Source organism: Methylibium sp. (assembly GCF_031393925.1).
Classification (GTDB): domain Bacteria; phylum Pseudomonadota; class Gammaproteobacteria; order Burkholderiales; family Burkholderiaceae_C; genus Methylibium.
In genome coordinates this window covers 1-26,614 of sequence record NZ_JANMWL010000074.1, presented here as the reverse complement: position 1 = coordinate 26,614, position 26,614 = coordinate 1, and the positions used below count along the sequence as shown (strand labels likewise).

At 65.9% G+C, this 26,614-nt stretch carries 26 protein-coding genes, 2 tRNA genes and 1 pseudogene; 16 read left to right on the top strand and 13 right to left on the bottom strand.

All coding sequences use genetic code 11. The features are described 5' to 3' along the window. Positions 1 to 2: 2 nt before the first annotated feature. The gene (locus RMO12_RS04940; protein WP_309626585.1) at positions 3 to 437 is read right to left on the bottom strand and encodes a biopolymer transporter ExbD; all 435 of its coding nucleotides are present in this window, start codon (positions 435 to 437) and stop codon (positions 3 to 5) included. A gap of 22 nt (positions 438 to 459) precedes the next feature. After that, complete coding sequence (locus RMO12_RS04935; RefSeq protein WP_309626583.1) at positions 460 to 1,101, bottom strand: MotA/TolQ/ExbB proton channel family protein; 642 nt, start codon at positions 1,099 to 1,101, stop codon at positions 460 to 462. A 337-nt stretch (positions 1,102 to 1,438) separates the two neighbouring features. Here RMO12_RS04935 and xseA point away from each other — a divergent pair, with 337 nt between their 5' ends. Together xseA and RMO12_RS04925 are read left to right on the top strand one after the other, a co-directional pair. Further along, entirely contained in the window at positions 1,439 to 2,752 is a 1,314-nt protein-coding gene (xseA, locus tag RMO12_RS04930; protein WP_309638427.1) for an exodeoxyribonuclease VII large subunit, read from the top strand. A 99-nt stretch (positions 2,753 to 2,851) separates the two neighbouring features. After that, positions 2,852 to 3,433: a Fe-Mn family superoxide dismutase gene (locus tag RMO12_RS04925; RefSeq protein WP_309626195.1), complete on the top strand. Its 582-nt coding sequence runs from the start codon at positions 2,852 to 2,854 to the stop codon at positions 3,431 to 3,433. Positions 3,434 to 3,520: 87 nt separating this feature from the next. Here RMO12_RS04925 and RMO12_RS04920 read toward each other — a convergent pair whose 3' ends face one another. Next, entirely contained in the window at positions 3,521 to 3,958 is a 438-nt protein-coding gene (locus RMO12_RS04920; protein ID WP_309638426.1) for a DUF192 domain-containing protein, read from the bottom strand. Between the two features lie 178 nt (positions 3,959 to 4,136). On the opposite strand from RMO12_RS04920, the gene icd reads away from it, so the two are divergent. Continuing rightward, positions 4,137 to 5,390, top strand: coding sequence for an NADP-dependent isocitrate dehydrogenase (gene icd / locus RMO12_RS04915; RefSeq protein WP_309638425.1), 1,254 nt, complete (start codon positions 4,137 to 4,139; stop codon positions 5,388 to 5,390). A gap of 81 nt (positions 5,391 to 5,471) precedes the next feature. Here the strand turns inward: icd and RMO12_RS04910 are convergent, their stop codons facing one another. Genes RMO12_RS04910 through RMO12_RS04900 form a run of 3 tightly spaced genes read right to left on the bottom strand, consistent with a single transcriptional unit; the run spans position 5,472 to position 7,677 of the window. After that, positions 5,472 to 6,752 carry an MFS transporter gene (locus RMO12_RS04910; protein WP_309638424.1) on the bottom strand — a complete coding sequence of 427 codons (1,281 nt, stop codon included), beginning with the start codon at positions 6,750 to 6,752 and terminating at the stop codon, positions 5,472 to 5,474. 10 nt (positions 6,753 to 6,762) lie between these two features. Next, positions 6,763 to 6,963, bottom strand: coding sequence for a hypothetical protein (locus RMO12_RS04905; RefSeq protein ID WP_309638423.1), 201 nt, complete (start codon positions 6,961 to 6,963; stop codon positions 6,763 to 6,765). A gap of 60 nt (positions 6,964 to 7,023) precedes the next feature. Further along, entirely contained in the window at positions 7,024 to 7,677 is a 654-nt protein-coding gene (locus tag RMO12_RS04900) for a metalloregulator ArsR/SmtB family transcription factor (RefSeq protein WP_309626298.1), read from the bottom strand. Between the two features lie 123 nt (positions 7,678 to 7,800). On the opposite strand from RMO12_RS04900, the gene RMO12_RS04895 reads away from it, so the two are divergent. From RMO12_RS04895 to clpA, 3 genes are all read left to right on the top strand, one after another. After that, positions 7,801 to 8,973, top strand: coding sequence for an MFS transporter (locus RMO12_RS04895; RefSeq protein ID WP_309638422.1), 1,173 nt, complete (start codon positions 7,801 to 7,803; stop codon positions 8,971 to 8,973). A gap of 179 nt (positions 8,974 to 9,152) precedes the next feature. Next, a complete protein-coding gene (gene clpS / locus RMO12_RS04890) occupies positions 9,153 to 9,509 on the top strand; it encodes an ATP-dependent Clp protease adapter ClpS (protein ID WP_309626300.1) in 357 nt (118 codons plus the stop codon). Next, positions 9,506 to 11,812 carry an ATP-dependent Clp protease ATP-binding subunit ClpA gene (gene clpA / locus RMO12_RS04885; protein ID WP_309638421.1) on the top strand — a complete coding sequence of 769 codons (2,307 nt, stop codon included), beginning with the start codon at positions 9,506 to 9,508 and terminating at the stop codon, positions 11,810 to 11,812. The genes clpS and clpA overlap by 4 nt, the downstream gene beginning before the upstream one ends. 56 nt (positions 11,813 to 11,868) lie before the next feature. Here clpA and RMO12_RS04880 read toward each other — a convergent pair whose 3' ends face one another. The 4 genes from RMO12_RS04880 to RMO12_RS04865 are packed head-to-tail and all read right to left on the bottom strand — an operon-like array spanning position 11,869 to position 14,541. Beyond that, positions 11,869 to 12,639 (bottom strand): zinc-dependent peptidase, encoded by a 771-nt coding sequence (locus tag RMO12_RS04880; RefSeq protein WP_309638420.1) that lies wholly within the window; start codon positions 12,637 to 12,639, stop codon positions 11,869 to 11,871. Further along, positions 12,636 to 13,406, bottom strand: a complete 771-nt coding sequence (locus tag RMO12_RS04875) for a UDP-2,3-diacylglucosamine diphosphatase (protein ID WP_309625695.1) — start codon at positions 13,404 to 13,406, stop codon at positions 12,636 to 12,638. Before RMO12_RS04875 ends, RMO12_RS04880 begins: the two co-directional genes overlap by 4 nt. Positions 13,407 to 13,466: 60 nt before the next feature. Continuing rightward, positions 13,467 to 13,970 carry a peptidylprolyl isomerase gene (locus RMO12_RS04870; RefSeq protein ID WP_309625696.1) on the bottom strand — a complete coding sequence of 168 codons (504 nt, stop codon included), beginning with the start codon at positions 13,968 to 13,970 and terminating at the stop codon, positions 13,467 to 13,469. Position 13,971: 1 nt separating this feature from the next. After that, positions 13,972 to 14,541 (bottom strand): peptidylprolyl isomerase, encoded by a 570-nt coding sequence (locus tag RMO12_RS04865; RefSeq protein WP_309625697.1) that lies wholly within the window; start codon positions 14,539 to 14,541, stop codon positions 13,972 to 13,974. Positions 14,542 to 14,701: 160 nt separating this feature from the next. Here RMO12_RS04865 and cysS point away from each other — a divergent pair, with 160 nt between their 5' ends. From cysS to RMO12_RS04830, 8 genes and pseudogenes are all read left to right on the top strand, one after another. After that, the gene (cysS, locus tag RMO12_RS04860) at positions 14,702 to 16,087 is read left to right on the top strand and encodes a cysteine--tRNA ligase (protein ID WP_309638419.1); all 1,386 of its coding nucleotides are present in this window, start codon (positions 14,702 to 14,704) and stop codon (positions 16,085 to 16,087) included. A gap of 58 nt (positions 16,088 to 16,145) precedes the next feature. Beyond that, positions 16,146 to 16,799, top strand: coding sequence for a DNA-3-methyladenine glycosylase 2 family protein (locus tag RMO12_RS04855; RefSeq protein ID WP_309638418.1), 654 nt, complete (start codon positions 16,146 to 16,148; stop codon positions 16,797 to 16,799). A gap of 68 nt (positions 16,800 to 16,867) precedes the next feature. Further along, positions 16,868 to 17,842: an acetyl-CoA carboxylase carboxyltransferase subunit alpha gene (locus RMO12_RS04850; RefSeq protein WP_309638417.1), complete on the top strand. Its 975-nt coding sequence runs from the start codon at positions 16,868 to 16,870 to the stop codon at positions 17,840 to 17,842. Positions 17,843 to 17,861: 19 nt separating this feature from the next. Next, a pseudogene (tilS, locus tag RMO12_RS15940) lies at positions 17,862 to 18,728 on the top strand (tRNA lysidine(34) synthetase TilS); the annotation flags it as partial. Further along, the gene (gene tilS, locus RMO12_RS15935) at positions 18,717 to 19,139 is read left to right on the top strand and encodes a tRNA lysidine(34) synthetase TilS (protein WP_405029621.1); all 423 of its coding nucleotides are present in this window, start codon (positions 18,717 to 18,719) and stop codon (positions 19,137 to 19,139) included. The pseudogene tilS (RMO12_RS15940) and the gene tilS (RMO12_RS15935), both read left to right, overlap by 12 nt. A 63-nt stretch (positions 19,140 to 19,202) precedes the next feature. Continuing rightward, positions 19,203 to 20,483 carry an aspartate kinase gene (locus RMO12_RS04840; protein WP_309638416.1) on the top strand — a complete coding sequence of 427 codons (1,281 nt, stop codon included), beginning with the start codon at positions 19,203 to 19,205 and terminating at the stop codon, positions 20,481 to 20,483. A gap of 13 nt (positions 20,484 to 20,496) precedes the next feature. Beyond that, positions 20,497 to 20,590, top strand: a tRNA-Ser gene (locus RMO12_RS04835). A gap of 204 nt (positions 20,591 to 20,794) precedes the next feature. Beyond that, positions 20,795 to 21,064: a hypothetical protein gene (locus tag RMO12_RS04830; RefSeq protein ID WP_309638415.1), complete on the top strand. Its 270-nt coding sequence runs from the start codon at positions 20,795 to 20,797 to the stop codon at positions 21,062 to 21,064. A 27-nt stretch (positions 21,065 to 21,091) separates the two neighbouring features. Here the strand turns inward: RMO12_RS04830 and RMO12_RS04825 are convergent, their stop codons facing one another. Next, positions 21,092 to 21,406 carry a hypothetical protein gene (locus RMO12_RS04825; RefSeq protein ID WP_309626396.1) on the bottom strand — a complete coding sequence of 105 codons (315 nt, stop codon included), beginning with the start codon at positions 21,404 to 21,406 and terminating at the stop codon, positions 21,092 to 21,094. 240 nt (positions 21,407 to 21,646) lie between these two features. Between RMO12_RS04825 and RMO12_RS04820 the strand changes: the two genes are divergently transcribed. Further along, a tRNA-Gly gene (locus tag RMO12_RS04820) sits at positions 21,647 to 21,720 on the top strand. Positions 21,721 to 21,794: 74 nt separating this feature from the next. Here the strand turns inward: RMO12_RS04820 and RMO12_RS04815 are convergent. Then, positions 21,795 to 22,715, bottom strand: coding sequence for an aspartyl/asparaginyl beta-hydroxylase domain-containing protein (locus tag RMO12_RS04815; protein ID WP_309626397.1), 921 nt, complete (start codon positions 22,713 to 22,715; stop codon positions 21,795 to 21,797). A gap of 12 nt (positions 22,716 to 22,727) precedes the next feature. Next, entirely contained in the window at positions 22,728 to 24,218 is a 1,491-nt protein-coding gene (locus RMO12_RS04810; protein ID WP_309638414.1) for an NAD-dependent succinate-semialdehyde dehydrogenase, read from the bottom strand. A 138-nt stretch (positions 24,219 to 24,356) separates the two neighbouring features. Here RMO12_RS04810 and alaS point away from each other — a divergent pair. Continuing rightward, positions 24,357 to 26,614: alanine--tRNA ligase (alaS, locus tag RMO12_RS04805; protein WP_309638413.1), on the top strand; the 2,258-nt coding region annotated here is incomplete at its 3' end.

Genomic DNA, 26,614 nt, shown 5'->3' with positions numbered 1-26,614 from the left:
GCTCAACGCGCCTCGCCGGCACCACGCGTGGCCTGGGTGGCGAAGGTCAGCTGCGACAGGCCGGCACGGCGCGCGGCGTCCATCACGATGATCACGCTTTGGTGCGCGGCACTCGCGTCGGCCGAAATGACGACCATGCGATCGCTGGCGCCGCCCGACGCGAGCGACAAGGCGGCGGTGAGAGTGGCCAGGTCGCGTCCCGCCACCGGCTGGCGGTTGACGGTGTAGCGGCCATCTCTGGCCACGCCGACGACGATCTCCTTGGGATAGTCGCGCGAGCGCGCCGCATCGGCCACCGGCAGGTTGATCTTCAACTCGGTGAACTTGGAATAGGTGGTCGAGAGCATCAGGAAGATCAGGATCACCAGCAGCACGTCGATGAAGGGGATCAGGTTGATCTCAGGCTCGTCGCCAACCTTGTGGTTGCGAAAGTTCATCGTCATGCTGGCACGCTCGCGCTCAGTGATTGCGGTGCGTGGCGCGCAGCAGCGTGGGAAGCATCCGTTCGGCGGCCTGTTCCAGTTCGACGGCGTACTCGTCGACGCGACCGCGGAAGTAGCGGTAGAACATCAGCGAGGGAATCGCGACGATGAGGCCGAACGCGGTGTTGTAGAGCGCTACCGAGATGCCGTGCGCCAGTTGCTCCGGGTTGCCGCCGATTCCCGCGGCCGTGCTCGGCGCCTGCGAGCCGAAGATCTCGATCATGCCGATCACCGTGCCCAGCAAGCCCAGCAACGGCGCCGCCGAAGCGATGGTGCCCAGGGTGTTGAGGTAGCGTTCCATGCGGTGTACCGCATGGCGGCCCGAAGTCTGGAAGGCGATGCGCAGCGCCTCCTCGTCGATGCGCGGCTCGGAGAGGGCCGCGCGCAGGCCACCGGCCAGTACGCCACCGAGCACCGAATTGGCGGCCAGCTTGTTGACGACGTCGGGCGCCGGCAGGCTCTTGGTGGACACCGCGATGACTTCTTCGAGCAGACGCGGCGGAGCGACGCGCGCGGTCCTGAGGCTGCTGAAGCGCTCGATCACCAGCGCCAGCGCCACGATGGAGCACAGGAGCAACGGCCAGATTGGCCAGCCAGCGGCTTGTATGATCGAAAGCAACAGTGTTCTCCAGGCCCGGGGTGCGAGTGGCGGCGATTATGGCGCCAGCCCTCGCGGAGTTCGGCGCCGCGCGGGTTCCTGTTTCGTCGGGCTGCAATCGTCCACCGTTGCTGTGGACAACATTGTGGGCAACCGCGATCCGAGTGGCCCGCAACGCACGCCCACCAAGGGCTTCGACAGATTGCTCAAACAACGAGCACAAAAAAACCATTGCGGATCAACGACTTGCACAAATCTGACGGCTTCGTGACGGTGTCATGGTGGTGTTTGACCTTATTCGGCGCGGTTGTGGAGTTCCCGGACCATGCGCGATGCGGCCCGCGCGAGCTTGGACGTGATGACGTTTGAGCCACTGGTAAGCGGCGATGCGGGCACCGGGCCGCACGTGTGGGATGTGGCCGCCCTGGTTCATGCAGTGGCCGACACGCTCGCGGCACGCTTCGGAGCCGTTGCGGTGCGTGGCGAACTCAGCGGATACGGCCGCGCTGCGAGCGGGCACAGCTACTTCACGCTCAAGGATGCCCGGGGCACTGCGGCATTGCGCTGCGCGATGTTCCGGCGTGCCGCGAGCTTGCTCGATTTCGCGCCTGGTGACGGTGATCTGGTCGAGCTGCGCGGCCGGCTTGCGGTGTACGAGCCGCGCGGCGAGCTGCAGTTCGTCGTCGAATCGATGCGGCGCGCCGGTGCCGGCGCGCTGTACGAGCGGTTCCTGCGCCTGAAGGCCCAACTCGAGGCAGAAGGTCTGTTCGATGCCGATTGCAAGCGGCCGATCAGCGCCTGCCCACGCGCCATCGGTATCGTGACCTCGATGGCGGCCGCGGTGTTGCGCGATGTCGCCAGCGCCCTGGCGCGGCGCGCGCCGCATGTGCGGCTGATCGTCTACCCCAGCCCGGTGCAGGGCGGCGAGGCACCGGCCGCACTGGCCGCGGCGATCGCGCTGGCCGGGTCACGCGCCGAGGTCGACACGCTGCTGGTGTGCCGCGGTGGCGGCTCGATCGAGGACCTGTGGGCCTTCAACGAAGCCGTGGTGGTGCGCGCCATCGCGGCGTGCGCGCTGCCCGTCATCAGCGGCGTGGGGCACGAGACCGATGTGACCTTGGCCGACTTTGCGGCCGACCTGCGCGCGCCCACACCCACTGCGGCGGCCGAACTGGCCGCGCTGCCGCGTGACGACGCGCTGGCGGCGCTGCAAGCGTTGGCCGCGCAGGCCCGCCGTGCCGTCGCGCAGCGCCTGGACGCCCAGGCGCAGCGGCTCGACCGCGTGGCCTGGCGCATCGCGCGGCCGGCGCGGGCGCTGCTGCCGCACCGGCAGCGCCTGGAGCAATTGGCCCAGACGCAGCAATCGCTGCTGCTGCGGCGGCTGCAGCAGGAGCGCCAACGCCGGGACGTGCTGGCGTTGCGACTCCACATCGCCGCGCGGGCGCAGCCGGCGCGAGCACGTCAGTCCACCGAACTGCTGGCGGCCCGCTTGATTGCTCTGGACCCCGAGCGGGTGCTCTCGCGCGGCTACGCCTGGCTCAGCGATGCACAGGGGCAAGCGCTGGTGTCGGCCGCTCAGCTGCACCGCGGCCAGCTGCTCACCGCGCGGCTTGCCGATGGCCTGGCGCATGCCGAGGTCCGCGACGTCGAGCGGGCGCCACGCAGCGAGTGAAACCTGGCCCGGCGCGCGAGGCCTTCAGAGCCTTCGAGCGCTGCCTACAATCGTTTTCTCATCCCCGCTTCGACTCTTCACTCACAAAGGATCGACATCATGGAACACACTTTGCCGCCCCTGCCTTATGCGATGGATGCGCTCGCGCCGCACCTTTCGAAGGAGACCTTCGAATTCCATTACGGCAAGCACCATCAGGCCTACGTGACCAACTTGAACAACCTCGTCAAGGGCACCGAGTTCGAGTCGCTTTCGCTCGAGGAGATCATCAAGAAGGCCAGCGGCGGCGTGTTCAACAATGCCGCGCAGGTGTGGAACCACAGCTTCTTCTGGAATTGCATGAAGCCGCAGGGCGGCGGCGAGCCCGGCGGCGCGCTGGCGCAGGCGATCACCGCCAAGTGGGGCAGTTTCGCCGCATTCAGGGAAGCCTTCAGCAAGAGTGCGGTGGGCAACTTCGGCTCCGGCTGGACCTGGCTGGTGAAGAAGGCCGATGGTTCGGTCGACGTGGCCAACACCAGCAATGCCGCCACACCGCTCACCGGCGCCGACAAGCCGCTGCTCACCGTCGACGTGTGGGAGCACGCCTATTACATCGACTACCGCAACGCGCGGCCGAAATTCGTCGAGACCTTTCTTGGCAAGTTGGTCAACTGGGACTTCGCGGCGAAGAACTTCGCCTGAAAGCCGACGACCCCCGCGCATCGCCGGTGCTGCCCAAGCGGTCGCTCGGAGTTCTCGGGACGACTTGGCGCGGGCCGAGCCGGGCGTTCAGGGCTTGAAGGGTGGGCCGCTCAATTTGCTGCCCGCCTTCAGGCCCCGCTTGGCGAACCAGCCCTGGTTCATCTCGAGCGCCAGCCGCACCGGCTTGGCCGAGCAATGCGAGGCGAGCGACTGCGGCGTCATGTCGGCGATGTTGACGATGCTGCCGTCGTCGGCCAGGAAGGCGATCGACAGCGGCAGCAAGGTGTTTTTCATCCAGAAGCACTGCGGCGCGGGCGCCTCGAAGTTGAACAACATGCCGTCGTTGGCCGCCATCTCGGCGCGGTTCATCAAGCCGATGGCCCGTTGTTCGGGCGTTTGTGCCAGCTCGGCGCGGATGTTGTGAATGCCCGCATTGAGCTTGACGGTGGGCAGCGACTGCGAAGCGTTCTGCGCCACGCCCAGGGGGGCAGCACCCACTGCGATCAGCGTCAAGGCGATGGACATCAAGCGGCGTCGACGGGCAAGCTGGGGCATGGCGATGTAGGCAAAGTGGCTCACCAATTTAACGCAGCTCGACGCGTCGCGACGACACCGGTCTCTCAGTGTCGATGGCCTAGAATTTCCATGCGTCTTTCCAAACTGCCCACAACCGCTGCGTCACTGCGCGGAGACACAGGAATTTATGTACCAGCACATCACGGTGCCCGCTGACGGCCAGAAGATCACGGTCAACACCGACTTCTCACTCAACGTGCCCGACCATCCGATCGTTCCCTTCATTGAAGGCGACGGCACCGGCGCCGACATCACGCCGGTGATGATGAAAGTCGTCGACGCGGCGGTCGCCAAGAGCTACGGCGGCAAGAAGCAGATCCGTTGGATGGAAATTTACGCGGGCGAGAAATCGACGCGGGTCTACGGCCCCGACGTGTGGTTGCCCGAAGAGACGCTCACCGTCTTGCGCGACTTCGTGGTGTCCATCAAGGGGCCGCTCACCACCCCGGTGGGCGGCGGCATCCGCTCGCTCAACGTGGCGCTGCGCCAGGAACTCGACCTTTATGTTTGCCTGCGCCCGGTGCACTACTTCAAGGGTGTCCCCTCGCCCGTCAAGGAGCCGGAGAAGACCGACATGGTGATCTTTCGCGAGAACTCCGAAGACATCTACGCCGGCATCGAGTTCGAGGCCGAGAGCGAGAAGGCCAAGCGCCTCATCAAGATCCTCCAGGAAGACTTCGGCGTCAAGAAGATCCGCTTCCCCGACACCTCGGGCATCGGCATCAAGCCGGTGTCCAGGGAAGGCACCACGCGCCTGGTGCGCAAGGCGATCCAGTACGCGATCGACAATGACAAGCCCAGCGTGACCATCGTTCACAAAGGCAACATCATGAAATACACCGAGGGTGGCTTTCGTGACTGGGCCTATGCGCTCGCACAGACCGAGTTCGGAGCGCAGTTGATCGACGGCGGCCCATGGTGCAAGTTTAAGAATCCGCGCACCGGGCGCGAGATCATCATCAAGGATTCGATCGCCGATGCCTTCTTGCAGCAGATCCTGCTGCGCCCGGCCGAGTACTCGGTGATCGCCACGCTCAACCTGAACGGCGACTACATTTCCGACGCGCTGGCAGCGCAGGTCGGCGGCATCGGCATTGCGCCGGGCGCCAACCTGTCGGACTCGGTGGCGATGTTCGAGGCCACGCACGGCACGGCGCCCAAGAACGCTGGCAAGGACTACGTCAACCCTGGCTCCGAGATCCTCTCGGCCGAGATGATGCTGCGTCACATGGGCTGGACCGAGGCCGCCGACCTGATCATCTCGTCGATGGAGAAGTCGATCCTGTCCAAGAAGGTCACCTACGACTTCGCGCGCCTGCTCGAAGGCGCCACCCAGGTCAGTTGCTCTGGTTTCGGCCAGGTGATGATCGACCACATGTGATCCCGCTCCCTGGCGTCTCATGACGTCCTGCAAACCCCTGATTTTTCTAGCGGAAGTTTGGGGTTGTTTCTTTGAACGGAATCAGCGCTTAGGGTTCAGGCGCGGGTGGGTCTCTTCACCCCAGCGATAGAGCACCCAGCCTGACAGGCCCATCGCGATGGCCACGAACCAGAAGGCGCTTTCGATGCGACCGCCCAGTGCGGCGGCCGCACCCAGCCCGAGCCCGCCGATGCCGTAGCCGAGGTCGCGCCAGAAGCGGTAGATGCCAATGGCGGAGGCGCGCCAGTTCGGGTGGGCGATGTCGGCCACGGCCGCGCTCAAATTCGGGTACAGCATGGCCATGCCCAGCCCCACCACGGCCGCTGCGCCGCTCCACCACGCCGAGCCGCTGCCCAGCGGCCACACCGCCACGCCGGCGCCGCACACCCACATGCCCCAGACGTTCAGTCGGTGGCGGCCGACTCGGTCGGAGAGCCGGCCGGTGAAGAACTGCGCTCCACCCCACGTGAAGCCGTAGACGCCCACGATCCAGCCGATGCCGGGCAGGCTGACGCCCTGCTGGTGCAGGAAGACCGGCCAGAAGGCCCAGACCAGCGCATCGACGAACTTCTCGACCAGGCCCGCCTGGCACAGCGCGGCCATTCGACGGTCTCGCCAGCTCATCAGGGCGAACATTTCTCCGGTGGTCGGATACCCGCTGACTCCGATCGGATAACGTGGTCGCAAGGCCTGCGCCGTTGGCGCCGCAGCATGCCGTTCGACCTCGGCGTGAGCCCAGGGCAGCGTCTCGGCAATAGTGAGCCAGGCCAGCAGCGTGGCGAGCCCGATGACCACCGCCCCGAACCAGAACAGTCCTTCCCGGGGGCCGAGCAGCGACGCAGCGTAGCCGGTGACAACACCGGCGATCGCGACACCCACGTAGCCCGCGAACTCGTTCAACCCGATGACCAGGCCGCGCTGGTCGGCGCGCGTGAGGTCGAGCTTGGCGGTCTGGGTCATCGACCAGGTCAACCCCTGGTTCACTCCGAGCAGCACGGTGGCCAGAACAATCCAGTTCCACGACGACGCGAAGTACACGAGCGCCGGAATCGGCAACGCCACCAGCCACCCGACGAGCAACACCCGTCGGCGGCCGAGGCGCTCGGCCAGGCGACCGGCCACGAAGTTCATCGCTCCCTTGATGAAGCCAAAGGCCACGACGAAGGCCGCGAGCAGCATGAAGGACCCACGCGGTACACCGAACTCGGTCTCGGCCAGTGCCGGGACGACGTTGCGCATCATGCCGATGGTCATGCCTACCAGCAGCACCTGCAACAGTTGCTGCAGGACCTGTCCGAGATTGGCGCGCAGGCCGTATTCCATCGCAGCGCGCTCAGGCGTTCGCCATGCCAGGTGCGGCACCGCGCAGGTTGGCGTCGAGGATGCGAACCACGTCCTTAGGCTGCGGCTGGGCGTCGGCCGTGAACGAAACCCGCCCCCGCTTGATCTCATGCGAGCAGTACCGCGCACCGATCCGTCGCGCCAGCTCAGGACCGCCGCTGCAGCGGTCCGCATGCGCATGGGTGTCAATCACGTGGGCGATCTTCGCGTCGGCCTTCTCGGCCTCGGCAACGCGCCAGTCTTCAAGATGGGTTCAGGCCTCGATGGGCAGTCCATGGGCGCGCCATTCCGCCACGCCATCGGTCAGATGGAAGGCGCGGTAGCCTTTCTTGTGCAGCAACGCGACCGCGTCCCTGGCCATCAGGCAGAACGGGCCTCGGCAATACGCCACCACCGGTGTGTCCTTGGGCAGCTCGGCGAGCCGCTTCTTCAGTTCGTCCAACGGCAGCGAGCGCGCGTGCGGCAGGTGGGCGGCGGCGAACTCGTCGGCCGGCCGCACGTCGAGCACCAGCACTTCGCCGGACGCCGCCTTCTTCAGGATGGCCTTGCGGTTGAACCCTTGGAGGTCCTCGCGATGCTCGACGATGGACGCGAGGGCCACTTGCAGTTCAACCAACCGTTCCTCGGCCTGCGAGCGCAGCGTCACCCACAGGTCGGCCACGCTGGTGCTGGCCAGACGGTACTGGACGTATTTGCCGTCCTTTCTGGTCTCGACGAGGCGCGCGAGCCGTAGTTCCTTCAGGTGCGCACTGGCGAGCTTGACGCTGATTTCCGCCAGGGTCGCGAGCGCTTCGACGGTCTTCTCGCCCTGACACAGGAGCTCGATGAGCTCCAGGCGCTTCGGGCTGGCAACCGCCTTGCCGATGCGGGCGACCTGCTCGTACAGGAAGCTTCTTGTTTGTTTCATCGTATCATTCTAGAGAATATTAGATTGTTATGTTCGGCATCGAACGGAACGCAGGTACGACGCGTTGCGGGCCTGTCGACTGGCCGGCGAACAAACCTGCCGATTCACCACGAGGTCTGATCGATGTTCATCGGGCGACGCAACGTTTTGCTGCTGGCATTCAGCCAGGCGGCCACGCTCTCCGCGATCGTGATGTCGATGACACTCGCAGCCATCCTCGGCGGCAATCTTGCCCCTGACAAGGGCTGGGCCACGCTGCCGATCGCGGCGATGGTGGTCGGGACCGCGATCGTCTCGCTGCCGGCCGCCCTCCTGATGCGCAGGCACGGTCGTCGTGCAGGCTTCCAGATCGGCGCGGCCCTGGGAATTTCGGGCAGTCTGCTGTCTGCCTTGGCACTGCATCGAGGTTCGTTCGTGCTCTTCGTCATCGGCCACCTGCTGTTGGGCGGCTACCAAGGCTTTGGCAACTACTACCGGTTTGCGGCGGTCGAGGCTACTGGCGCTGCGCATGCGAGCCAAGCGATCTCATGGGTCGTCGCGGGCGGCGTCGTGGCGGCCTTCGTCGGCCCGCAACTTGGCCAGTGGGGCAGGGACTGGTTCGCGCAAGACGTCTTCGCGGGCTCCTACGTGGCGCAGGGGGCACTCGGGGTAGTGGCCCTGGCCTTGTTGTCGCAGGTGCATTTGCCGGCAGTCGCCGTTGCCGCCGAGGGCGTTGCGCGACCGATGCGCGAAATCCTGAAGCAGCCCGCGTTGCGGGCCTCGATCCTCGGCGTCGCCGTCGGCTACGCCGTGATGATCATGGTCATGACCGCCACGCCGCTGGCGATTCTTGGCTGCGGATTGCCCGGCTCGAGCGTGACGTCGGTGATCCAGTGGCATGTGGTCGGCATGTTCGCGCCGTCCTTCTTCACCGGCACCCTCGTCAAGCGATTTGGCGCACCTCGCATCATGCAGATCGGCTTTGTGTTGCTGCTCGGCCATGTCGGCATCGCGCTGCTCGGCACCGAGGTGCTGCACTTCCTGTCCGCGCTGATTCTGCTCGGTGTCGGGTGGAACTTCGCGTTCATCGGCGGTACGGCACTGCTGACCCAGAGTTATCGGCCCGCCGAACAATTGAAGGTCCAGGCCGTCAACGAGTTCGCGGTGTTCGGTCTGGTGGCGCTGGCCAGCCTCTCGGCGGGCTGGCTGTACGACCGCTTCGGCTGGATCGCGCTGAACCTCGCAGTGGCTCCCTTGCTGATCGTGGCGTTGCTGGCTACCGCGGCTCTTGGGCACCGGCTCAGGCAGATGGCTTAGCCGAAGGTCGGCGAGCGCTCAAACCGCCAGCCTGGCGCGCAGTTCATCCTCCAGGGTTGACTGCGCCGGCCCGACCAAACGCCAAGACGGCTGGGAACGTGACCTTGTGATCGGCGCGAGCGTGGCCATATTCCTCGGCATGACAGTCGCGCGCGGCGACTCTATAGAATGATTTCACGATGCCGGCCGACCCGCCCACGCCCCCCGTTCCCACCCGCCCGGCCGTGAAGCCGGACGACGGGCAGGGCGCGGTCGTGGCCGAGCGAAAGCCGCAACGCACGGCACCCCCCAAGATGTTCCAGGTGGTGCTTTTGAACGATGACTACACGCCGATGGAGTTCGTCGTCATGGTGCTGCAGGAGTTCTTCCAACGCGACCTGGAGACCGCGACCCAGATCATGCTGAAGATCCATCACGAGGGTCGGGGCGTGTGCGGGGTCTACACCCAGGACGTCGCCGCGACCAAGGTCGAATCGGTGCTCGCCGCTGCCAAGCGATCGAGTCACCCGTTGCAATGCACTATGGAGGCCGCATGATTGCGCAAGAGTTGGAAGTCAGCCTGCACATGGCGTTCGTCGAGGCGCGCCAGCAGCGACATGAATTCATCACGGTGGAGCACTTGCTGCTCGCACTGCTCGACAACCCATCGGCCGCCGAGGTGCTGCGTGCCTGTTCGGCCAACCTCGATGACCTGCGCAAGAGCCTGACGCAGTTCATCAAGGAAAACACGCCCACCGTGGGCGGCGCCGACGAGGTCGACACCCAACCGACGCTAGGCTTCCAGCGCGTGATCCAGCGCGCGATCATGCATGTGCAGTCCACCGGCTCGGGCAAGAAAGAGGTCACCGGCGCCAACGTGCTGGTGGCGATCTTCGGCGAGAAGGATTCGCACGCCGTCTACTACCTGCACCAGCAGGGCGTGACACGCCTGGACGTGGTGAACTTCATCGCGCACGGCATCAAGAAGTCCGAGCCGCCGGAGCCCGCCAAGGGCCAGGATGGCAACGGCGCTGAAAGCGAGAAAGAGGAGGCTGGCGAAGGCAAGGGCACACCGCTCGACCAGTTCACGCAGAACCTCAACCAGCTCGCGCGCGAGGGCAAGATCGACCCCCTGATCGGCCGCGAGCTCGAGGTCGAACGCGTGATCCAGGTGCTGTGCCGCCGTCGCAAGAACAACCCGCTGCTCGTGGGCGAGGCGGGCGTGGGCAAGACCGCGATCGCCGAAGGGCTGGCCTGGCGCATCACGCAAAACGAGGTGCCCGAGATCCTCGCCGACGCGACGGTGTACTCGCTCGACATGGGCGCGCTGCTCGCCGGCACCAAATACCGCGGCGACTTCGAGCAGCGCTTGAAGGGCGTGCTCAAGGCGCTCAAGGACCAAAACCATGCGGTGCTCTTCATCGACGAGATCCACACGCTGATCGGGGCTGGCGCCGCGTCGGGCGGAACGCTCGACGCGAGCAATTTGCTCAAGCCCGCGCTCGGCTCGGGCGCGCTCAAGTGCATCGGTGCGACCACCTTCACCGAGTACCGCGGCATCTTCGAGAAGGACGCGGCGCTGTCGCGGCGCTTCCAGAAGATCGACGTGGTCGAGCCGTCGGTGGAGCAGACGATCGAGATCCTCAAGGGTTTGAAGTCCCGCTTCGAGGAGCACCACAGCGTGAAGTACGCGCTCGGCGCCCTGCAGGCCGCCGCGGAGTTGTCGGCCAAGTTCATCAACGACCGACACCTGCCCGACAAGGCGATCGACGTGATCGACGAGGCGGGCGCTGCGCAGCGTATCTTGCCCAAGAACAAGCAGAAGAAGACCATCACGCGCGCCGAGGTCGAGGAGATCGTGGCCAAGATCGCGCGCATACCGCCGGCGAGCGTGAGCAACGACGACCGCAGCAAGTTGAAGAACCTGGACCGCGACTTGAAGAGCGTGGTGTTCGGGCAGGACCCGGCGCTCGACGCGCTGGCGTCGGCCATCAAGATGGCGCGCTCGGGCCTGGGCAAGCCCGACAAGCCGATCGGCAGCTTCTTGTTCAGCGGCCCGACCGGCGTCGGCAAGACCGAGGCCGCCAAGCAGCTTGCCTTTATCCTGGGCATCGACCTCGTGCGCTTTGACATGTCGGAGTACATGGAGCGCCACACCGTGAGCCGCCTGATTGGCGCGCCCCCCGGCTATGTGGGCTTCGACCAGGGCGGCCTGCTGACCGAGGCGGTCACGAAGAAGCCGCATTGCGTGTTGCTGCTCGACGAGATCGAGAAGGCGCATCCGGATGTCTTCAACGTGCTGCTGCAGGTCATGGACCACGGCACCTTGACCGACAACAACGGGCGCAAGGCCGACTTCCGCAACGTGATCATCATCATGACCACCAACGCGGGCGCCGAGACCATGAACAAGGCGACCATCGGTTTCACGAACGCGCGCGAGAGTGGCGACGAGATGGTCGACATCAAGCGCCTGTTCACGCCCGAGTTCCGCAATCGGCTTGATGCGATCGTGAGCTTCAAGGCGCTCGACCAGGAAATTATCCTGCGCGTGGTGGACAAATTCTTGCTGGAGCTCGAAGGCCAGCTGACCGAGAAGAAGGTCGACGTGACCTTCACCGATGCGCTGCGCAAGCACCTCGGCAAGAAGGGCTTCGATCCTTTGATGGGCGCGCGCCCGATGCAGCGGTTGATCCAGGACACGATCCGTCGTGCCCTGGCCGACGAGTTGCTCTTCGGTCGACTCGTCGATGGCGGGCGCTTGAGCGTCGACGTCGATGCCGAAGGCCAGACCGTGCTTGACATCACGCCGGCCAAGAAGAGCGACAAGCCCAAGGCCGAACCGGCCACGGCGGACTAAAAGCGCAGCGCGCCAATGATCCAGGGGCTTCGGCCCCTTTTTCTTGTCTTGAAGAATCAGGCGCTCGGGTCCTGCTTGAAATAGCCGACGAACAGCTCGTAGAGCTGCGGCTGCTCGTCGCGCAGTGCGTGCGGCGCCACGAAGAAGGCTTCTGCGGTCACCGCAAAGAACTCCTCGATGGCTTCGGCGCCATACGGGTCGAGAAAGGGCTCGCGGCCCGCTTCGAGCGCACGGCAAAAACGCTGGTAGCTGGCTTGCAAGACGCGCTGCCAGTGCTCGCGCGCGGCGCGATCGGGCAGCGGCGGCAGGCCGTCGGCCGGCCGGCCATCGGCCATGTCGATCACGTGCATGAACTCGTGGATCACGACGTTGCAGCCCAGCGCGGCCGATTCGCCCGCCCCGGCGACGTCGCGCCAGGACAGCATCACCGGGCCGCCTTCCATCGCCTCGCCGATGAGCGTCTCGTCATAGTGGTGGACGACGCCGGCTTCGTCGATCAGCTCGCGCCGCGCCCGCACCTCGTCGGGATGAACCACGATGCCCACGAAACCGTCGTACATGCCCAGTCCCAGCGCGAGCAGCGGCAGGCAGGCCTGGGCTGCGATCGCCACGGCAATCTCGTCGCTGATCTGCAGTCCACCGGCGCCGCTGAATTCCTTGCGCGAAAGGAACAGGGCGGTCAGCTCACGCAGCCGTGCCCTGGCAGCGTCGTCGCGCGCGGCGAGGAAGGGGTAGCGCTCGAGCGTGTGCTGCCACAGCGCCTGGGGCACGGCATGTGTGCGCAGCGCATGAAGGTCACGCCGACGGCGCCACCAGCGCGCGATCACGCGGCGCGCGCCGGCGCCCTGCGCTCCAGGCCGCGCCTGCTGAGGCGCAGCACGCTGGCGCGATGGGGTTCGTGGTCGGCGTCCCAATCGGTCAGCACCCACCGCATGAAGCCCGGGGCGAGCTCGCCACTGCCGGGCCGGTGCGTGTGACCGTGGATCATTTGCCGCGTGCTCGCTGCCTGCATCCATTGCACCGCCGTAGCGGCATCGATGTCGGACCACGCCGCGCTTTGCTGGTCACGCTGATGCTGCCTGCTCGCGTCGCGCATGCGCGCGGCCAGCGCACGGCGCTCGGCCAGGGGCAAGGCCAGGAAACGCACCTGCCAGTCCGCGCTGCGCACTTCGATGCGAAAGCGCTGGTAGTCGGCGTCGTCCAGGCACAGCGCATCACCGTGTGTGAGCAGCACGCGTTCGCCGAAAGCGAGCAGCACCGTGGGGTCGGACAGCGCGAGCATGCCGCAGTCACGCAGCATTTCGGCGCCCACCAGGAAGTCGCGGTTGCCGGCCATGAACGCCAGGCTCAAGCGCGCCGAGGCGGCTTGCAGCACTTCGGTCACCGCGCGCTCGGAGCCGCCATGGCGGGCGTCGTCACCGACCCAGGCCTCGAACACATCGCCGAGCAGGAACACGGCATCGGCGTCGGTGTGGCGCAAATGCGCTGCGAAGGCAGCCAGTGTGAGCGGGTGGCTCGCCTGCAGATGCAAGTCGGAGATGAAGTCGATCGCGCGCCATGCACGCGGCGCTTCAAGCTCCCGCGGATGCGGCAAGGCGGGGGCACTCGTCGAAGCCACGCGCGGCCTTGCGGTTGCGGGCGAGCGCCCAGGGTCTCAGGCGATTTCGACGGCGCGCTGGATCATCGCGTCTTCGAGCGGCACGTCGTCGTGGCCGTTGCGGCGCCCGGTGGCCACGCGTTCGATCGCGTCGACCACGTCGTTGCCGGCGACCACCTTGCCGAACACCGCATAACCCCAGCCTTGCGGGCTCTCGGACTTGAAGTTGAGGAAGTCGTTGTTGGCGGCGTTGATGAAGAACTGCGAGCTGGCCGAATGGGGCGCATTGGTGCGCGCCATCGCCAGCGTGTACTTGTCGTTCTTCAGGCCGTTGCCGGCCTCGTTGTCGATCATGGCCTGCGTGGGCTTTTGCGTCATGCCGGGCTCGAAGCCGCCGCCTTGCACCATGAAGCCCTTGATGACGCGGTGAAACACCGTGCCGTCGTAATGCCCGGCCTTCACGTAGGCCAGGAAGTTGGCCACCGTCTTGGGCGCCTTCGTGTCGTCGAGTTCGACGCGGATCAGGCCATGGTTAGTGTGCAGTTCTACGGTCTTGGTCATGTCATTTCTCCAGCGTGGCCTTCTTGATGAGCACCGGCTCGACCGGCACGTTCTGGTGCATGCCCTTGTTGGCCGTGGGCACGGCGCGGATCTTGTCGACCACGTCCATGCCGTCGACCACCTTGGCGAACACCGCGTAGCCCTGCCCGTCACGCGACGTGGGCTGGTCGAGGGATACGTTGTCCTGCACGTTGATGAAGAACTGCGCGGTGGCCGAATCCGGCTCGGAAGTGCGCGCCATCGCGACCGTGCCGCGCTCGTTCTTCAAACCGTTGCGGCTTTCCAGTGCGATCGGCGCGCCGGTTTTTTTCTCGGTCAGGCTGGCGTCCATGCCGCCGCCCTGGATCATGAAGGTGGGGATGACGCGGTGGAACACGCTGCCGTTGTAGTGGCCGCTCTTGACGTAGCCCAGGAAGTTCTCGACCGTCTTCGGTGCCTTGTCCTTGTCGAGCTGCAGCACGATGTCGCCCTGGCTCGTGACCAGGCGCACTTTCTGTGCAAGCGCCTCGCCATTGGCGCCGAGCAAGGCGACCGTCAGTGCGGTGGCAAGGGCCCAGTTCCTCAGCTTCATCCTCGTCTCTCCTGTGGTCGGTGGCGCGAGCGACACGCCCGGCGCGCGGCTATTGTCCACTGCCTTTTTACCCCCAGAAGTCGCGAGGGGCGCTCGCTATACTGCGGCGCTCCAACGAAGGCCCTGGGCAACGCAAGCCGGTGCCGAGCGACCCGCCCCGATGAGCCTGCGCATCCACAACACGTTGACCCGCGCCACCGAGGCGTTCGTACCGATCGAGCCGGGACACGTGCGGATGTACGTCTGCGGCATCACCATCTACGACTTCTGTCACGTCGGCCACGCCCGCATGGTGCTGGTGTTCGACCTGGTCCAGCGCTGGCTAGAGGTGTCGGGCTGGCGCGTCACCTACGTGCGCAACATCACCGACATCGACGACAAGATCATTCGGCGCGCCCTTGAGCGCGGCATCCCGCTGCGCCAGCTCACCGACGAGATGACGGCCGCCATGCACCAGGATTTCGGCGCGCTCGGCGTCCGGGTGCCGACGCACGAGCCGCGCGCAACCGACCATGTGGGCGGCATGATCGGCCTGATCGAGCGGCTCGAGCGCAACGGGCTGGCCTACCGCGCGCCCGGCGGTGATGTGAACTACGCGGTGCGCAAGTTTCCCGGCTACGGACGGCTCTCCGGCAAGTCGATCGACCAGTTGCGCGTCGGCGAGCGCGTGGCGGTGCTCGAAGGCAAGGACGATCCACTGGACTTCGTACTCTGGAAGACCGCCAAGCCCGACGAGCCGGTCGACGCGAAATACGATTCCCCCTTCGGGCCGGGCCGTCCCGGCTGGCACATCGAATGCTCGGCCATGTGCCACGCGCTGCTCGGAGAGCGCTTCGACATCCACGGCGGCGGCATGGACCTGCAGTTCCCTCACCACGAAAACGAGATCGCGCAAAGCGATGGCGCCTTCCATCTCGGCAGCGGCACGAGTTTCGTGAACGTGTGGATGCACAACGGCCTGCTCAACGTCGACAACGAGAAGATGTCGAAATCAGTCGGCAATTTCTTCACCATCCGCGACGTCTTGCAGCGCTTCGACGGCGAGACCCTGCGCTTTTTCATGCTGCGCGCGCATTACCGCAGCCCGTTCAATTTCAGCGACGTTGGTCTGGGCGATGCGCGCAATGCGTTGCGGCGCCTCTACACCGCGCTGCAAGCTTGCGCGCCGGACTCGGGCGTTGCCATCGATTGGAGCGCGCCGCACGCGGCACGCTTTCGGGCCGCCATGGACGACGACTTCAACACGCCGATCGCCATGGCGGTGATGTTCGAGCTTGCCGGCGAGGCCAACCGCGGCCACGCAGAGGCCGCGACCTTGCTGCGCGCCCTCGGCGCCACGCTCGGGCTGCTGCAGCAGGACGCCACCGCGTATTTACAAGGTGGCAGCAGCGTCGATGCTGCGCACATCGAACAGCAGATTGCCGCTCGTGCGGCAGCGAAGGTGGCCAAGAATTTCTCCGAGGCCGACCGCTTGCGCGACGTTTTGGCAGCCCAGGGCATCGTGCTCAAGGACTCACCCTCCGGCACGAGCTGGGTCAAGGCCTGAGCCGGCCCGCTGCTCCACCCGCGCCTCCTCCGCTGCCGTTTTCGCACTGAGCGCTCCCATGTCGCCCCGCGCCCCCGGCCTTGTCACGCCCGAGTACTGGGACGAGGCCTGCAAGCACCTCGGCAAGCGCGACCGCGTCATGCGCAAGCTCATTCCGCGCTTCGGTGAGGCGCGCCTGCAAAGCCACGGCGATGCCTTCACCACACTCGCGCGGTCGATCGTCGGCCAGCAGGTCTCCGTCAAGGCGGCGCAAGCGGTGTGGGCGCGCCTTGCCGAGCGCATCGGTGGCGCGCCCGGCCGCATCCAGCCGGGCGATGTGCTCGGGCTCGAAAGCGGCGACCTGCGCGCGGCTGGCTTGTCGATGCGCAAGGTCGACTACCTGCGCGACCTGGCGGTTCACTTCGACGCTGGCAGCGTGCATGTGCGCACCTGGGCCTCGATGGAAGACGAGGCGATCATCGATGAGCTCGTGGCCATTCGCGGCATCGGCCGCTGGACGGCCGAGATGTTCCTGATCTTCTACCTCATGCGCCCCGACGTATTGCCGCTCGACGATGCCGGTCTCATCAAGGGCATCAGCCTCAACTACTTCAGCGGCGAGCCGGTGTCGCGTGCCGAGGCGCGCGAGGTCGGCGACGCCTGGGCGCCGTTTCGCACCGTCGCGACCTGGTACCTGTGGCGCAGCTTGGAGCCGCTGGTGGGCGGCGACTGAGCGCCTGCGGCTGCGCCGATGCACGACAATCCGCCCCTGCCTTTCGGAGCCAGCAAGGACCATTCGGGATGAGCAGCAAAAGACACTTCCTCGAATTCGAGCAGACGATCGCCGATCTCGAGACCAAGATCGAAGAGCTGCGCTACGTGCAAAGCGAGTCGGCGGTCGACATTTCCGACGAAATCGAACGCCTGTCCAAGAAGAGCCAGCAGCTCACCAAGGACATTTATTCGAGCCTCTCGCCCTGGCAGGTGACGCAGATCGCCCGCCATCCGCAGCGGCCCTACACGCTCGACTACCTCGGTGAGGTGTTCACCGATTTCGAAGAGCTGCACGGCGATCGCAGTTTCGCCGACGACCAGAGCATGGTCGGCGGTCTGGCGCGCTTCAACGGGCAGGCCTGCATGGTGCTGGGCCACCAGAAGGGCCGCGACACCAAGGAGCGCGCGCTGCGCAACTTCGGCATGAGCCGCCCCGAGGGCTACCGCAAGGCGCTGCGCCTGATGACCTTGGCGCAGAAATTCGGCCTGCCCTTGTTCACCTTCGTCGACACGCCCGGTGCTTACCCCGGCAACGGCGCCGAGGAGCGCGGCCAGTCGCAAGCAATCGGCCACAACATCTTCGCCATGGCGCAGCTCGAGGTGCCGATCATCACCACCATCATCGGCGAGGGCGGCTCCGGTGGCGCGCTGGCCATCGGTGTGGGCGACCAGGTGTTGATGCTGCAGTACTCGGTGTACTCGGTGATTTCGCCCGAAGGCTGCGCCTCGATCCTGTGGAAGACCGCCGAGCGCGCCAGCGATGCGGCCGAGGCGATGGGCATCACCGCGCACCGGCTAAAAGCGCTCGGCCTCATCGACAAGATCGTCAACGAGCCGGTCGGCGGCGCGCACCGCGACATGGCGCAGATGGCGGTCTATCTCAAACGCGCGCTGGGCGACGCGCTGCGCCAGGTGGTCGACCTCACGCCGCGCGAGCTGGTGAACCGGCGCTACGAGCGGCTCAAGAGCTACGGACGCTACACCGACACCACGGAGCGGTAGCCCGGCCTTCGCGGTCGCCTACAGCGGCGGCCGCGACTCGACGGCGCTGCTGCACGCCAGCCTGTTCGCGGCGCGCGAGTCGGGTTGCACGGTGCATGCGCTGCACATCCACCACGGGCTGAGCGATGCGGCCGACGCCTGGCTCTTGCACTGCCAGGCGCAATGTCGGCGCTGGGCGAAGCGCGGCCTGCCGGTGGTCTTTCATACCGAGCACCTGGGCCTGGCGCCCGCACGCGGCGAGAGCGTCGAAGCGGTGGCTCGCACGGCGCGCTACGCGGCCCTGCGACGCCTCGCGCTGGCATCCGGGGTCGCCTTGGTGCTGCTGGCCCACCATCGGCGCGACCAGGCCGAGACCTGGTTGTTGCAGGCGCTGCGCGGCGCGGGTGCGGTGGGCCTGGCTTGCATGCCGGCGTGCATCGAGCGCGATGGCATCACCTGGGCGCGGCCCTGGCTGGCGCGTCCGCGCGAAGCGATCGAGGCTTACGTGCGTGCGCACCGGCTGCGCCATGTCGACGACGACAGCAACGTCGACGTACGGTTTGCGCGCAACCGGCTGCGGCTCGAGGTCTGGCCCGCCTTGCAGGCGGCCTTTCCACAGGCGGAGTCGGCGCTGGCCGATGCCGCGCTGCATGCCCAGCAGGCGGGCGACTGCCTGGCCGATCTGGCGCGACTGGACCTCACGGAATGCAGCGACGAGCGCGGACTCGACATCGCCGCGTGGCGTTCGCTCGCGCCGCACCGCGCCGCCAATGCGTTGCGCGCCTGGGTGCATGCGCACAGCGGTCGCCGGCCCGGCGCGGCCGAACTGCAGCGCCTGGTTGATGAAGTTCCGGCCGCGCACGCCCCCGCGCGCTGGTTGCTGGCTTGCGGCAGCGTGCGACGCTTTCGTGGGCGGCTGTGTTTCATTGACGCCACCCCACCCAGCGCCGCGGCACCCGCGCCCGAAGCCAGCCTGAGCGTGCGGCGCGCCGGCCGTTACCTGCTGCCCGGCTGGAGCGGTGCGCTGGTGGCGCGGCGCGTCAAGAGTGGCGGCGCCGCGCTGGGCCTGCTCGCGCAGCTTGCGCTGCAAGCGCGCGGCGGTGGTGAGCGCTTCAGCCTGTCGGCAACGCGGCCCGCAAGGAGCCTCAAAAAACAATACCAGGCCCTGGACGTACCGCCGTGGGCGCGCACCGGACCGTTGTTCATGCACGCCGGGCGACTGGTGTTCGCGCCCGGCCTGGGCATCGAGGCCGGCGCGCAGGCGGCGCCCGGCGAGCCGCAGCTCGCGCTGCATTGGGAGCCGCTGGCGCTTGGCTAGAATCCTCGGCTGCTCGCAGCACCCGGCAACCGCCACAGGACTCTTTCGCCGCGAGCCCCCTGCATGGCCTTGATCGTTCACAAATACGGCGGCACGTCGATGGGCTCGACCGAGCGCATCCGCAATGTAGCCAAGCGCGTTGCCAAATGGGCGCGTGCCGGCCACCAGATGGTGGTGGTGCCTTCGGCGATGAGCGGCGAGACCAACCGGCTGCTCGGGCTTGCCAGAGAGCTCGCGCCTCTGTCGCACAGCGCCGCCCTGTCGCGCGAGTTCGACATGATCGCCGCCACCGGCGAGCAGGTCTCGGTCGGCTTGCTGGCCATCGCGCTGCAGGCCGAAGGCCTCCAAGCGGTCAGCTACGCAGGCTGGCAGGTGCCGATCGAAACCGACTCCGCCTACACCAAGGCGCGCATCGAGCGCATCGACGACACCCGCGTGCGCGCGGACCTCGCCGCCGGCAAGGTGGTGGTGATCACCGGCTTTCAAGGCATCGACGCGGCAGGCCACATCACCACGCTCGGCCGCGGCGGCTCGGATACCTCGGCGGTGGCCGTGGCCGCGGCGATGAAGGCGGCCGAATGCCTGATCTACACCGACGTCGACGGCGTCTACACCACCGATCCGCGCGTGGTGCCCGAAGCGCGGCGCCTGTCGGCCGTCAGCTTCGAAGAGATGCTCGAGATGGCGAGCCTGGGCTCCAAGGTGCTGCAAATTCGCGCGGTGGAGTTTGCCGGCAAGTACCGCGTGCCGCTGCGTGTGCTCTCCAGCTTTACGCCCTGGGACATCGACCTCGATGAAGAGGCGAAGTCCGGCACCCTGATCACCTTCGAGGAAGACGCCAACATGGAACAAGCCGTTGTATCGGGCATCGCTTTTAACCGCGACGAGGCCAAGATCACCGTCATGGGCGTGCCCGACAAGCCGGGCATCGCCTATCAGATCCTCGGGCCGGTGGCCGAAGCCAACATCGACGTCGACGTGATCATCCAGAACATCTCGCACGACGGCAAGACCGACTTCTCCTTCACCGTGCATCGCAACGACTATGCGCGCACGCTCGAGCTGCTCAAGACCACGGTGCAGCCGCACACCGGCGCGGCTCGAGTGACGGGCGACCCGAAGATCTGCAAGGTCAGCATCGTCGGCATCGGCATGCGCAGCCATGTGGGCGTGGCGAGCCGGATGTTCAAGGTGCTGTCGGAGGAGGGCATCAACATCCAGATGATCTCCACCTCCGAGATCAAGACCAGCGTCGTGATCGACGAGAAGTACATGGAACTCGCGGTGCGCGCGCTGCACAAGGCCTTCGATCTGGACGCGCCGCCGACTACGCCTGCGGCATAATCGCGTCCGTGCTGGAGTCGTGACCGAGCGGCCGAAGGTGCTCCCCTGCTAAGGGAGTATGTGAGCTAAAACTTGCATCGAGGGTTCGAATCCCTCCGACTCCGCCAACAACAGGATCACTGAAGTCGGCTGATTTCGAGCCGACCAAGAAAAGCCCCGCGCGCCGGGGCTTTTTTGTGACCGGATTGCGCTCAAAGCCAGGGCGGTCGGGTCCGGTTCGGGCGCCCATACATGCAGGGAAGAGCCTCGGTCAAAGCCGAAGCGCACCCACTCGAGGGCCCGACGCGCACGTCATGTCGGGGCGGCGTAGCATGCGTTTCTGGCTTGTCAGTCCGTTCGTCCGGAGGTTCCCCGTGGCCACGTTTAATTTTCGTTCTCGAGACTTCAGCCTTGTCCGGCCCGCAAAGGCCAAGCGCAGCGGTCCGGCCTTTCGCGACACCGAGCCCAACGACCCGATCGCGCGCGCCGAAGAAGACGTATGGCGCGACTCCTCGTTCGATCTGCGCCGAGGCCTCGAAATCAGCGAACAACCGCTCGACTCCCTGCCTGGTGAATTGCGCGACGCCTTCGGCAAGGTCTGAGTGCCGGGCGCCGCCGCGCGAATGAAATCAAGACGGAGTGGGCAGCACCTTCAGCCCGGCCCACGCCGCAGCGATCACCGCGTCGACCGACATGCTGAGCGCGCTGGGCACGTAGAAGCAGGCTGACAGCACGGGTGCTCCGATGACTAGTTCGACAAATCCACCCAGCGCATAGAGCAGTGCGCCGCCCAATAGCCAGCGCCGCAAATAGGTCGGTAGCCATTGCGCCTGCACCCGGTTGTGTCGCCATGCAGCGGCGCGCTCGAGCCGACTGCCGTGCTGAACGTCGCGGAACAGCCAGCCGAAGAAAAAATAGCGGTAGAGCAGGGTGCGTAACGGCATGGAATGAACGAGCGCCTTGACACGACGAGTGCTTGCGACGTTGATGCATGTCCGTCAATGCGACGGTGTGGACGAGGCGCTGCTTGTCTGTACGGTTCCAGGAGGGGCATGTAGCGTGCCGACACGCCTTCGGGGGACGGTGGCGTGCTGCGCGCAGTGCAATGGCAGGTGCCGGCGATCTCGCGCACGCGTGCGGTGCCGGGCGGCGGTCGGTAGACGCGGCTTTACACTGCGGCCTTCGCGGGCGTCGTTCAATGGCAGGACCTGAGCTTCCCAAGCTCAAGACGTGGGTTCGATTCCCATCGCCCGCTCCAGTACCCCTGAAGGCCAGCCGTCGCGCTGGCCTTGTCGTTTGCAGCTCGTCGTGGGCGCGGCGCGGCGCGGCCCGTCACAGGACGATCGCAGCCAGCGCCCCCACGATCAGTGCCCACTTAAGCACGTAGTACACGCGTCGGTGGCTGGCTTTGAGCTTCTTGGCCTGCAGGCGCCCCTGGTAGGCATAGTAGAAAAAACGGTTGAGCGCGCCGACCGGCTCGCCCTCGACGTTTTGCGTGGCCGAGGCCGTCATCACCAACCGCGCGAACACGCGGTTGAACCAGCGCATGGGGGCAAAGTGCAGCGGCCGCTCGATGTCGCAGAACAGGATCACGCGACGCTGGTCGGTGGTGTTTTCGGCGTGGTGGATGTAGGTTTCGTCAAACATCACCGCTTCGCCGTCGCGCCAGTGGTAGCGCTGACCGTCGACCTCGATGTAGCAAGCCGGTGAGTTGGGCGTGATCAAGCCCAGGTGGTAGCGCAGCGAGCCCGCATACGGGTCGCGGTGGCGCACCAACCGGGCGCCCGGCGGCAGCGAGGCGAACATCGCCGCCTTGACGGTGGGAATGGTCGCCAGCAGCGCGACTGTGTTGGGGCACAGCGCGCGCGCCGAGGCCAGCTCGTCGCCATACCACTTCAGGTAGAAGCGCTTCCAGCCGGTGCGAAAGAACGAGTTGAAGCCGATGTCGTTGTAGCTCGCGGCAGCGCGGATGTGGCCTTCGTCGTCGAGTGCCAGCGCCTCGGCGCGGATCGTCTGCCACTGCGCCTGCAGCGGCGCCAGGTCAGGAAACTTGGCCGGGTCGAGGTAGGCGGTGGCCGGCGTGCGCGAAAACAAATACATCAGCGCGTTGAAGGGCGCGAGCAGCACGGTGAAGTCGGTCAATGCACGGAACAGGCCGAAGCGCGTGCGCCCGCGCAGATGCACGAACAAGGCGGACGCAATGAATACCATCAGCACCCAATGGCGCGGCGCAAGCGTGAGTTCGATCGGCATGGTGAGCAAGGCCTATTTCTGGATGTCGCCGAGACACAGGTATTTGATCTCGACATAGTCTTCGATGCCGTGGCGCGAACCCTCGCGGCCCAGCCCCGATTGCTTGACGCCGCCAAAGGGCACCTCGGCCGTCGAGATGATGCCGGTGTTGACGCCGACCATGCCGTACTCGAGTGCCTCACCGACGCGAAAGATGCGGCCGATGTCGCGGCTGTAGAAGTAGCTCGCCAGGCCGAACTCGGTGTCGTTGGCCAGAGCGACTGCTTCGGCCTCGGTCTTGAAGCGAAACACCGGCGCCACCGGCCCGAAGGTTTCTTCGCGGGCGCAGAGCATCTCGCGGGTGGCGTCGCCCAGCACGGTGGGCGCGTAGAAGCGCTGCGCGCCGAGCCCGGCGAGCCGTTCGCCGCCGGTCAGCAGCTTGGCGCCCTTGGCGAGCGCGTCCGCCACATGGCGTTCGACCTTCTCGAGCGCCGGCTCGTCGATCAGCGGGCCCACGCTCACGCCCGCATCGAAACCGTTGCCGACCTTGATCTCCCGCGCCTTGGTCGTCAGTTTGGCGACGAAGCTGTCGTAGACGCCATCTTGCACATAGAAGCGATTGGCGCACACGCAGGTCTGGCCGGCATTGCGGTACTTGCTGGCGAGCGCGCCTTCGACGGCGCTGTCGAGGTCGGCGTCGTCGAACACGATGAAGGGCGCGTTACCGCCGAGCTCGAGCGAGAGCTTCTTGATGGTCGGCGCGCACTGCTGCATGAGGATGCGTCCGACTTCGGTGGAGCCGGTGAAGGACAGGTGGCGCACCGTGTCGCTCGCGCACAGCACCTTGCCGATCTCGACGGAGTTGTGCGCGTCCGCCGTGAGCAGGTTGATCACGCCGGGCGGCATGCCGGCGCGCTGCGCCAGCTCGGCCACCGCCAGCGCCGAGAGCGGCGTCTGCTCGGCCGGCTTGATGACCACCGTGCAGCCGGCCGCCAGCGCGGGCGCGATCTTGCGCGTGATCATCGCGATCGGAAAGTTCCAGGGCGTGATGGCCGCGCACACGCCCATCGCCTGCTTGATGACGAGCAAGCGTTTGTTGTTGTCGGTGGTCGGTACGGTCTCGCCGTAGACGCGCTTGGCCTCTTCGGCAAACCATTCCAGAAAGCTCGCGCCGTAGGTGACTTCACCCTTGGCCTCCGCCAGCGGCTTGCCCTGCTCGGCGGTCATGATGCGCGCCAGGTCGTCGGCATGCTGGAGCATCAGCGCATGCCATTTCATGAGGACCGCGCCGCGCTCCTTGGCGGTCTTGGCGCGCCAGGCGGGCCACGCCTTGGCGGCTGCGGCGAGCGCGCGTTGCGTGTCGTCGGCACCCAGATTGGCCACGCGTGCGAGTTCCAGGCCGGTGGCAGGATCGTTGACCGCGAAGCGTGCGGTGCCGCCGTGCCAACGGCCGTCGACCAGCGCGTCGGTCTTGAGCAGACTCGGGTCGTTCAGGCTGGCGAGCGGCGAGATTTTCATGTCCATGGGGCAGGGCCTTTCGAGAGCGCTCGATGATAAGCGCGGCAGGCTGTTCGCGGGGCGTGGAAGGCCGCCGTACCTATAATGAAAATGCCATCTGAATCAAGCACTTGCGTTGCACCAAACGCCTTGTCAAAGCCCCGCATGAAAGCCTCTGAAATTCGTTCTAAATTTCTCGACTTCTTCGCCTCCAAGGGCCACCAGATCGTGGCTTCTTCCCCGGTGGTGCCGGGCGACGACCCGACCTTGCTGTTCACCAACGCGGGCATGAACCAGTTCAAGGACGTGTTCCTGGGCTTCGACAAGCGTGCCTATGCACGCGCCACCACGGCGCAGAAGTGCATCCGCGCCGGCGGCAAGCACAACGACCTGGAGAACGTGGGCTACACCGCGCGCCACCACACCTTCTTCGAGATGCTGGGCAACTTCAGCTTCGGCGATTACTTCAAGCAGGACGCGATCGCCTACGCCTGGGAGCTGTTGACCGAGGTTTACAAGTTGCCCGCGGAAAGGCTTTGGGTGACGGTTTATGCCGAAGACGACGAGGCCTACGACATCTGGAACAAGCAGATAGGCGTGCCGGCCGAGCGCATCGTGCGCATTGGCGACAACAAGGGCGCGCGCTATGCGTCGGACAACTTCTGGATGATGGGCGACACGGGGCCCTGCGGCCCCTGCACCGAGATCTTCTACGACCACGGGCCCGAGATTGCCGGCGGCCCGCCGGGATCTCCCACCGAGGACGGCGACCGCTACATCGAGATCTGGAACAACGTGTTCATGCAGTTCAACCGCGACGAAGCGGGGGTGATGCACAAGTTGCCGAAGCCCAGCGTGGACACCGGCATGGGGTTGGAGCGTTTGACGGCCGTGCTGCAGCATGTGCACAGCAACTACGAGATCGACACGTTCGTTAATTTGCTGGCGGCAGCGAAGAAGGCCGTCGATGCCGCAGGGGGCGGTGCGATTGGCAACGGCAGTGACAAGGATTCGCCGTCGTTGAAGGTGATTGCCGACCACATCCGCGCCTGCAGCTTCACCGTGGTCGACGGCGTGATTCCGAGCAACGCTGGCCGCGGTTATGTGCTGCGCCGCATCACCCGCCGTGCGATTCGGCATGGCTACAAGCTCGGTGCGCGCAAGCCGTTTTTTCATGTGCTGGTGGCTGCGCTGGTGGCCGAGATGGGGGACGCTTATCCCGAACTGCGCCAGGGCGAGAAACGCGTCACCGAGGTGTTGAAGCAAGAGGAGGAAAGCTTCTTTCGGACCATCGCGAATGGGATGGAAATTCTTGAGAAGGAGCTTGATCTAAAGGCGCTGTCTTTGCGGGAATACGCGCGGCGCAATCGGATCGTGGAGGTCGAAATTGTCACGCTTTGGGATGATGAGTTTCAATGGATCGTTGCAAGTGGCGTCTGCGACTCAAAGCCTGTCCATTTCCATGTGGCGTTTGGCGACTCGCTTCAGTCCGTCAAGAATTTCCTGAACGCTCATATGGCCTCGGGACATATGGTCATGGTCGTAGTCCCTGATCTTGAAGCATGGCCGACCGCTCCGCAGACTCTCGGTTGGTGGTTCATCCCTCAATCGAGAGTGCTGGATGGCGGGGTGGCCTTCAAGCTGCATGACACCTTTGGTTTTCCGCTCGATTTGACCGCCGATGTGTGCCGCGAGCGCGGAGTGACGGTCGACGTGGCTGGCTTCAACCGTCAGATGGATCGCCAGCGCGAACAAGCCCGCGCCGCCGGCAAGTTCAAGATGGCCGCCGGGCTGGACTACAGCGGGGCCGACACCAAGTTCCACGGCTACGAGCACCTGACGCACGAGGGCTGCAAGGTCACCGCCGTCTACGTCGACGGCACACCGGTGCACAGTGCCAAGGCCGGTGACGATGCCGTGATCGTGCTCGACCACACGCCGTTCTATGCCGAGTCGGGCGGCCAGGTCGGTGACACCGGCGAGCTGCGCAACGCCACCTCGCGCATGCTGATCGAAGACACCGTGAAGATCCAGGCGGCAGTGTTCGGCCACGAGGGCCGCGTCGTCGAGGGCGAGATCAGGGTCGGCGACACGCTGAACGCAGAGGTGGCCTTCAAGCTGCACGACACCTTCGGCTTCCCGCTCGACCTGACCGCCGATGTGTGCCGCGAGCGCGGTGTCACGGTCGATGAAGCCGGCTTCAATCGCGCCATGGACCGCCAGCGCGAACAGGCCCGCGCCGCCGGCAAGTTCAAGATGGCCGCCGGGCTGGACTACAGCGGTGCCGACACCGAGTTCCACGGCTACGAGCACCTGACGCACGAGGGCTGCAAGGTCACCGCCGTCTACGTCGACGGCACCTCCGTCGCAAGCGCCAAAGCCGGCGACGATGCGGTGATCGTGCTCGACCACACGCCGTTCTA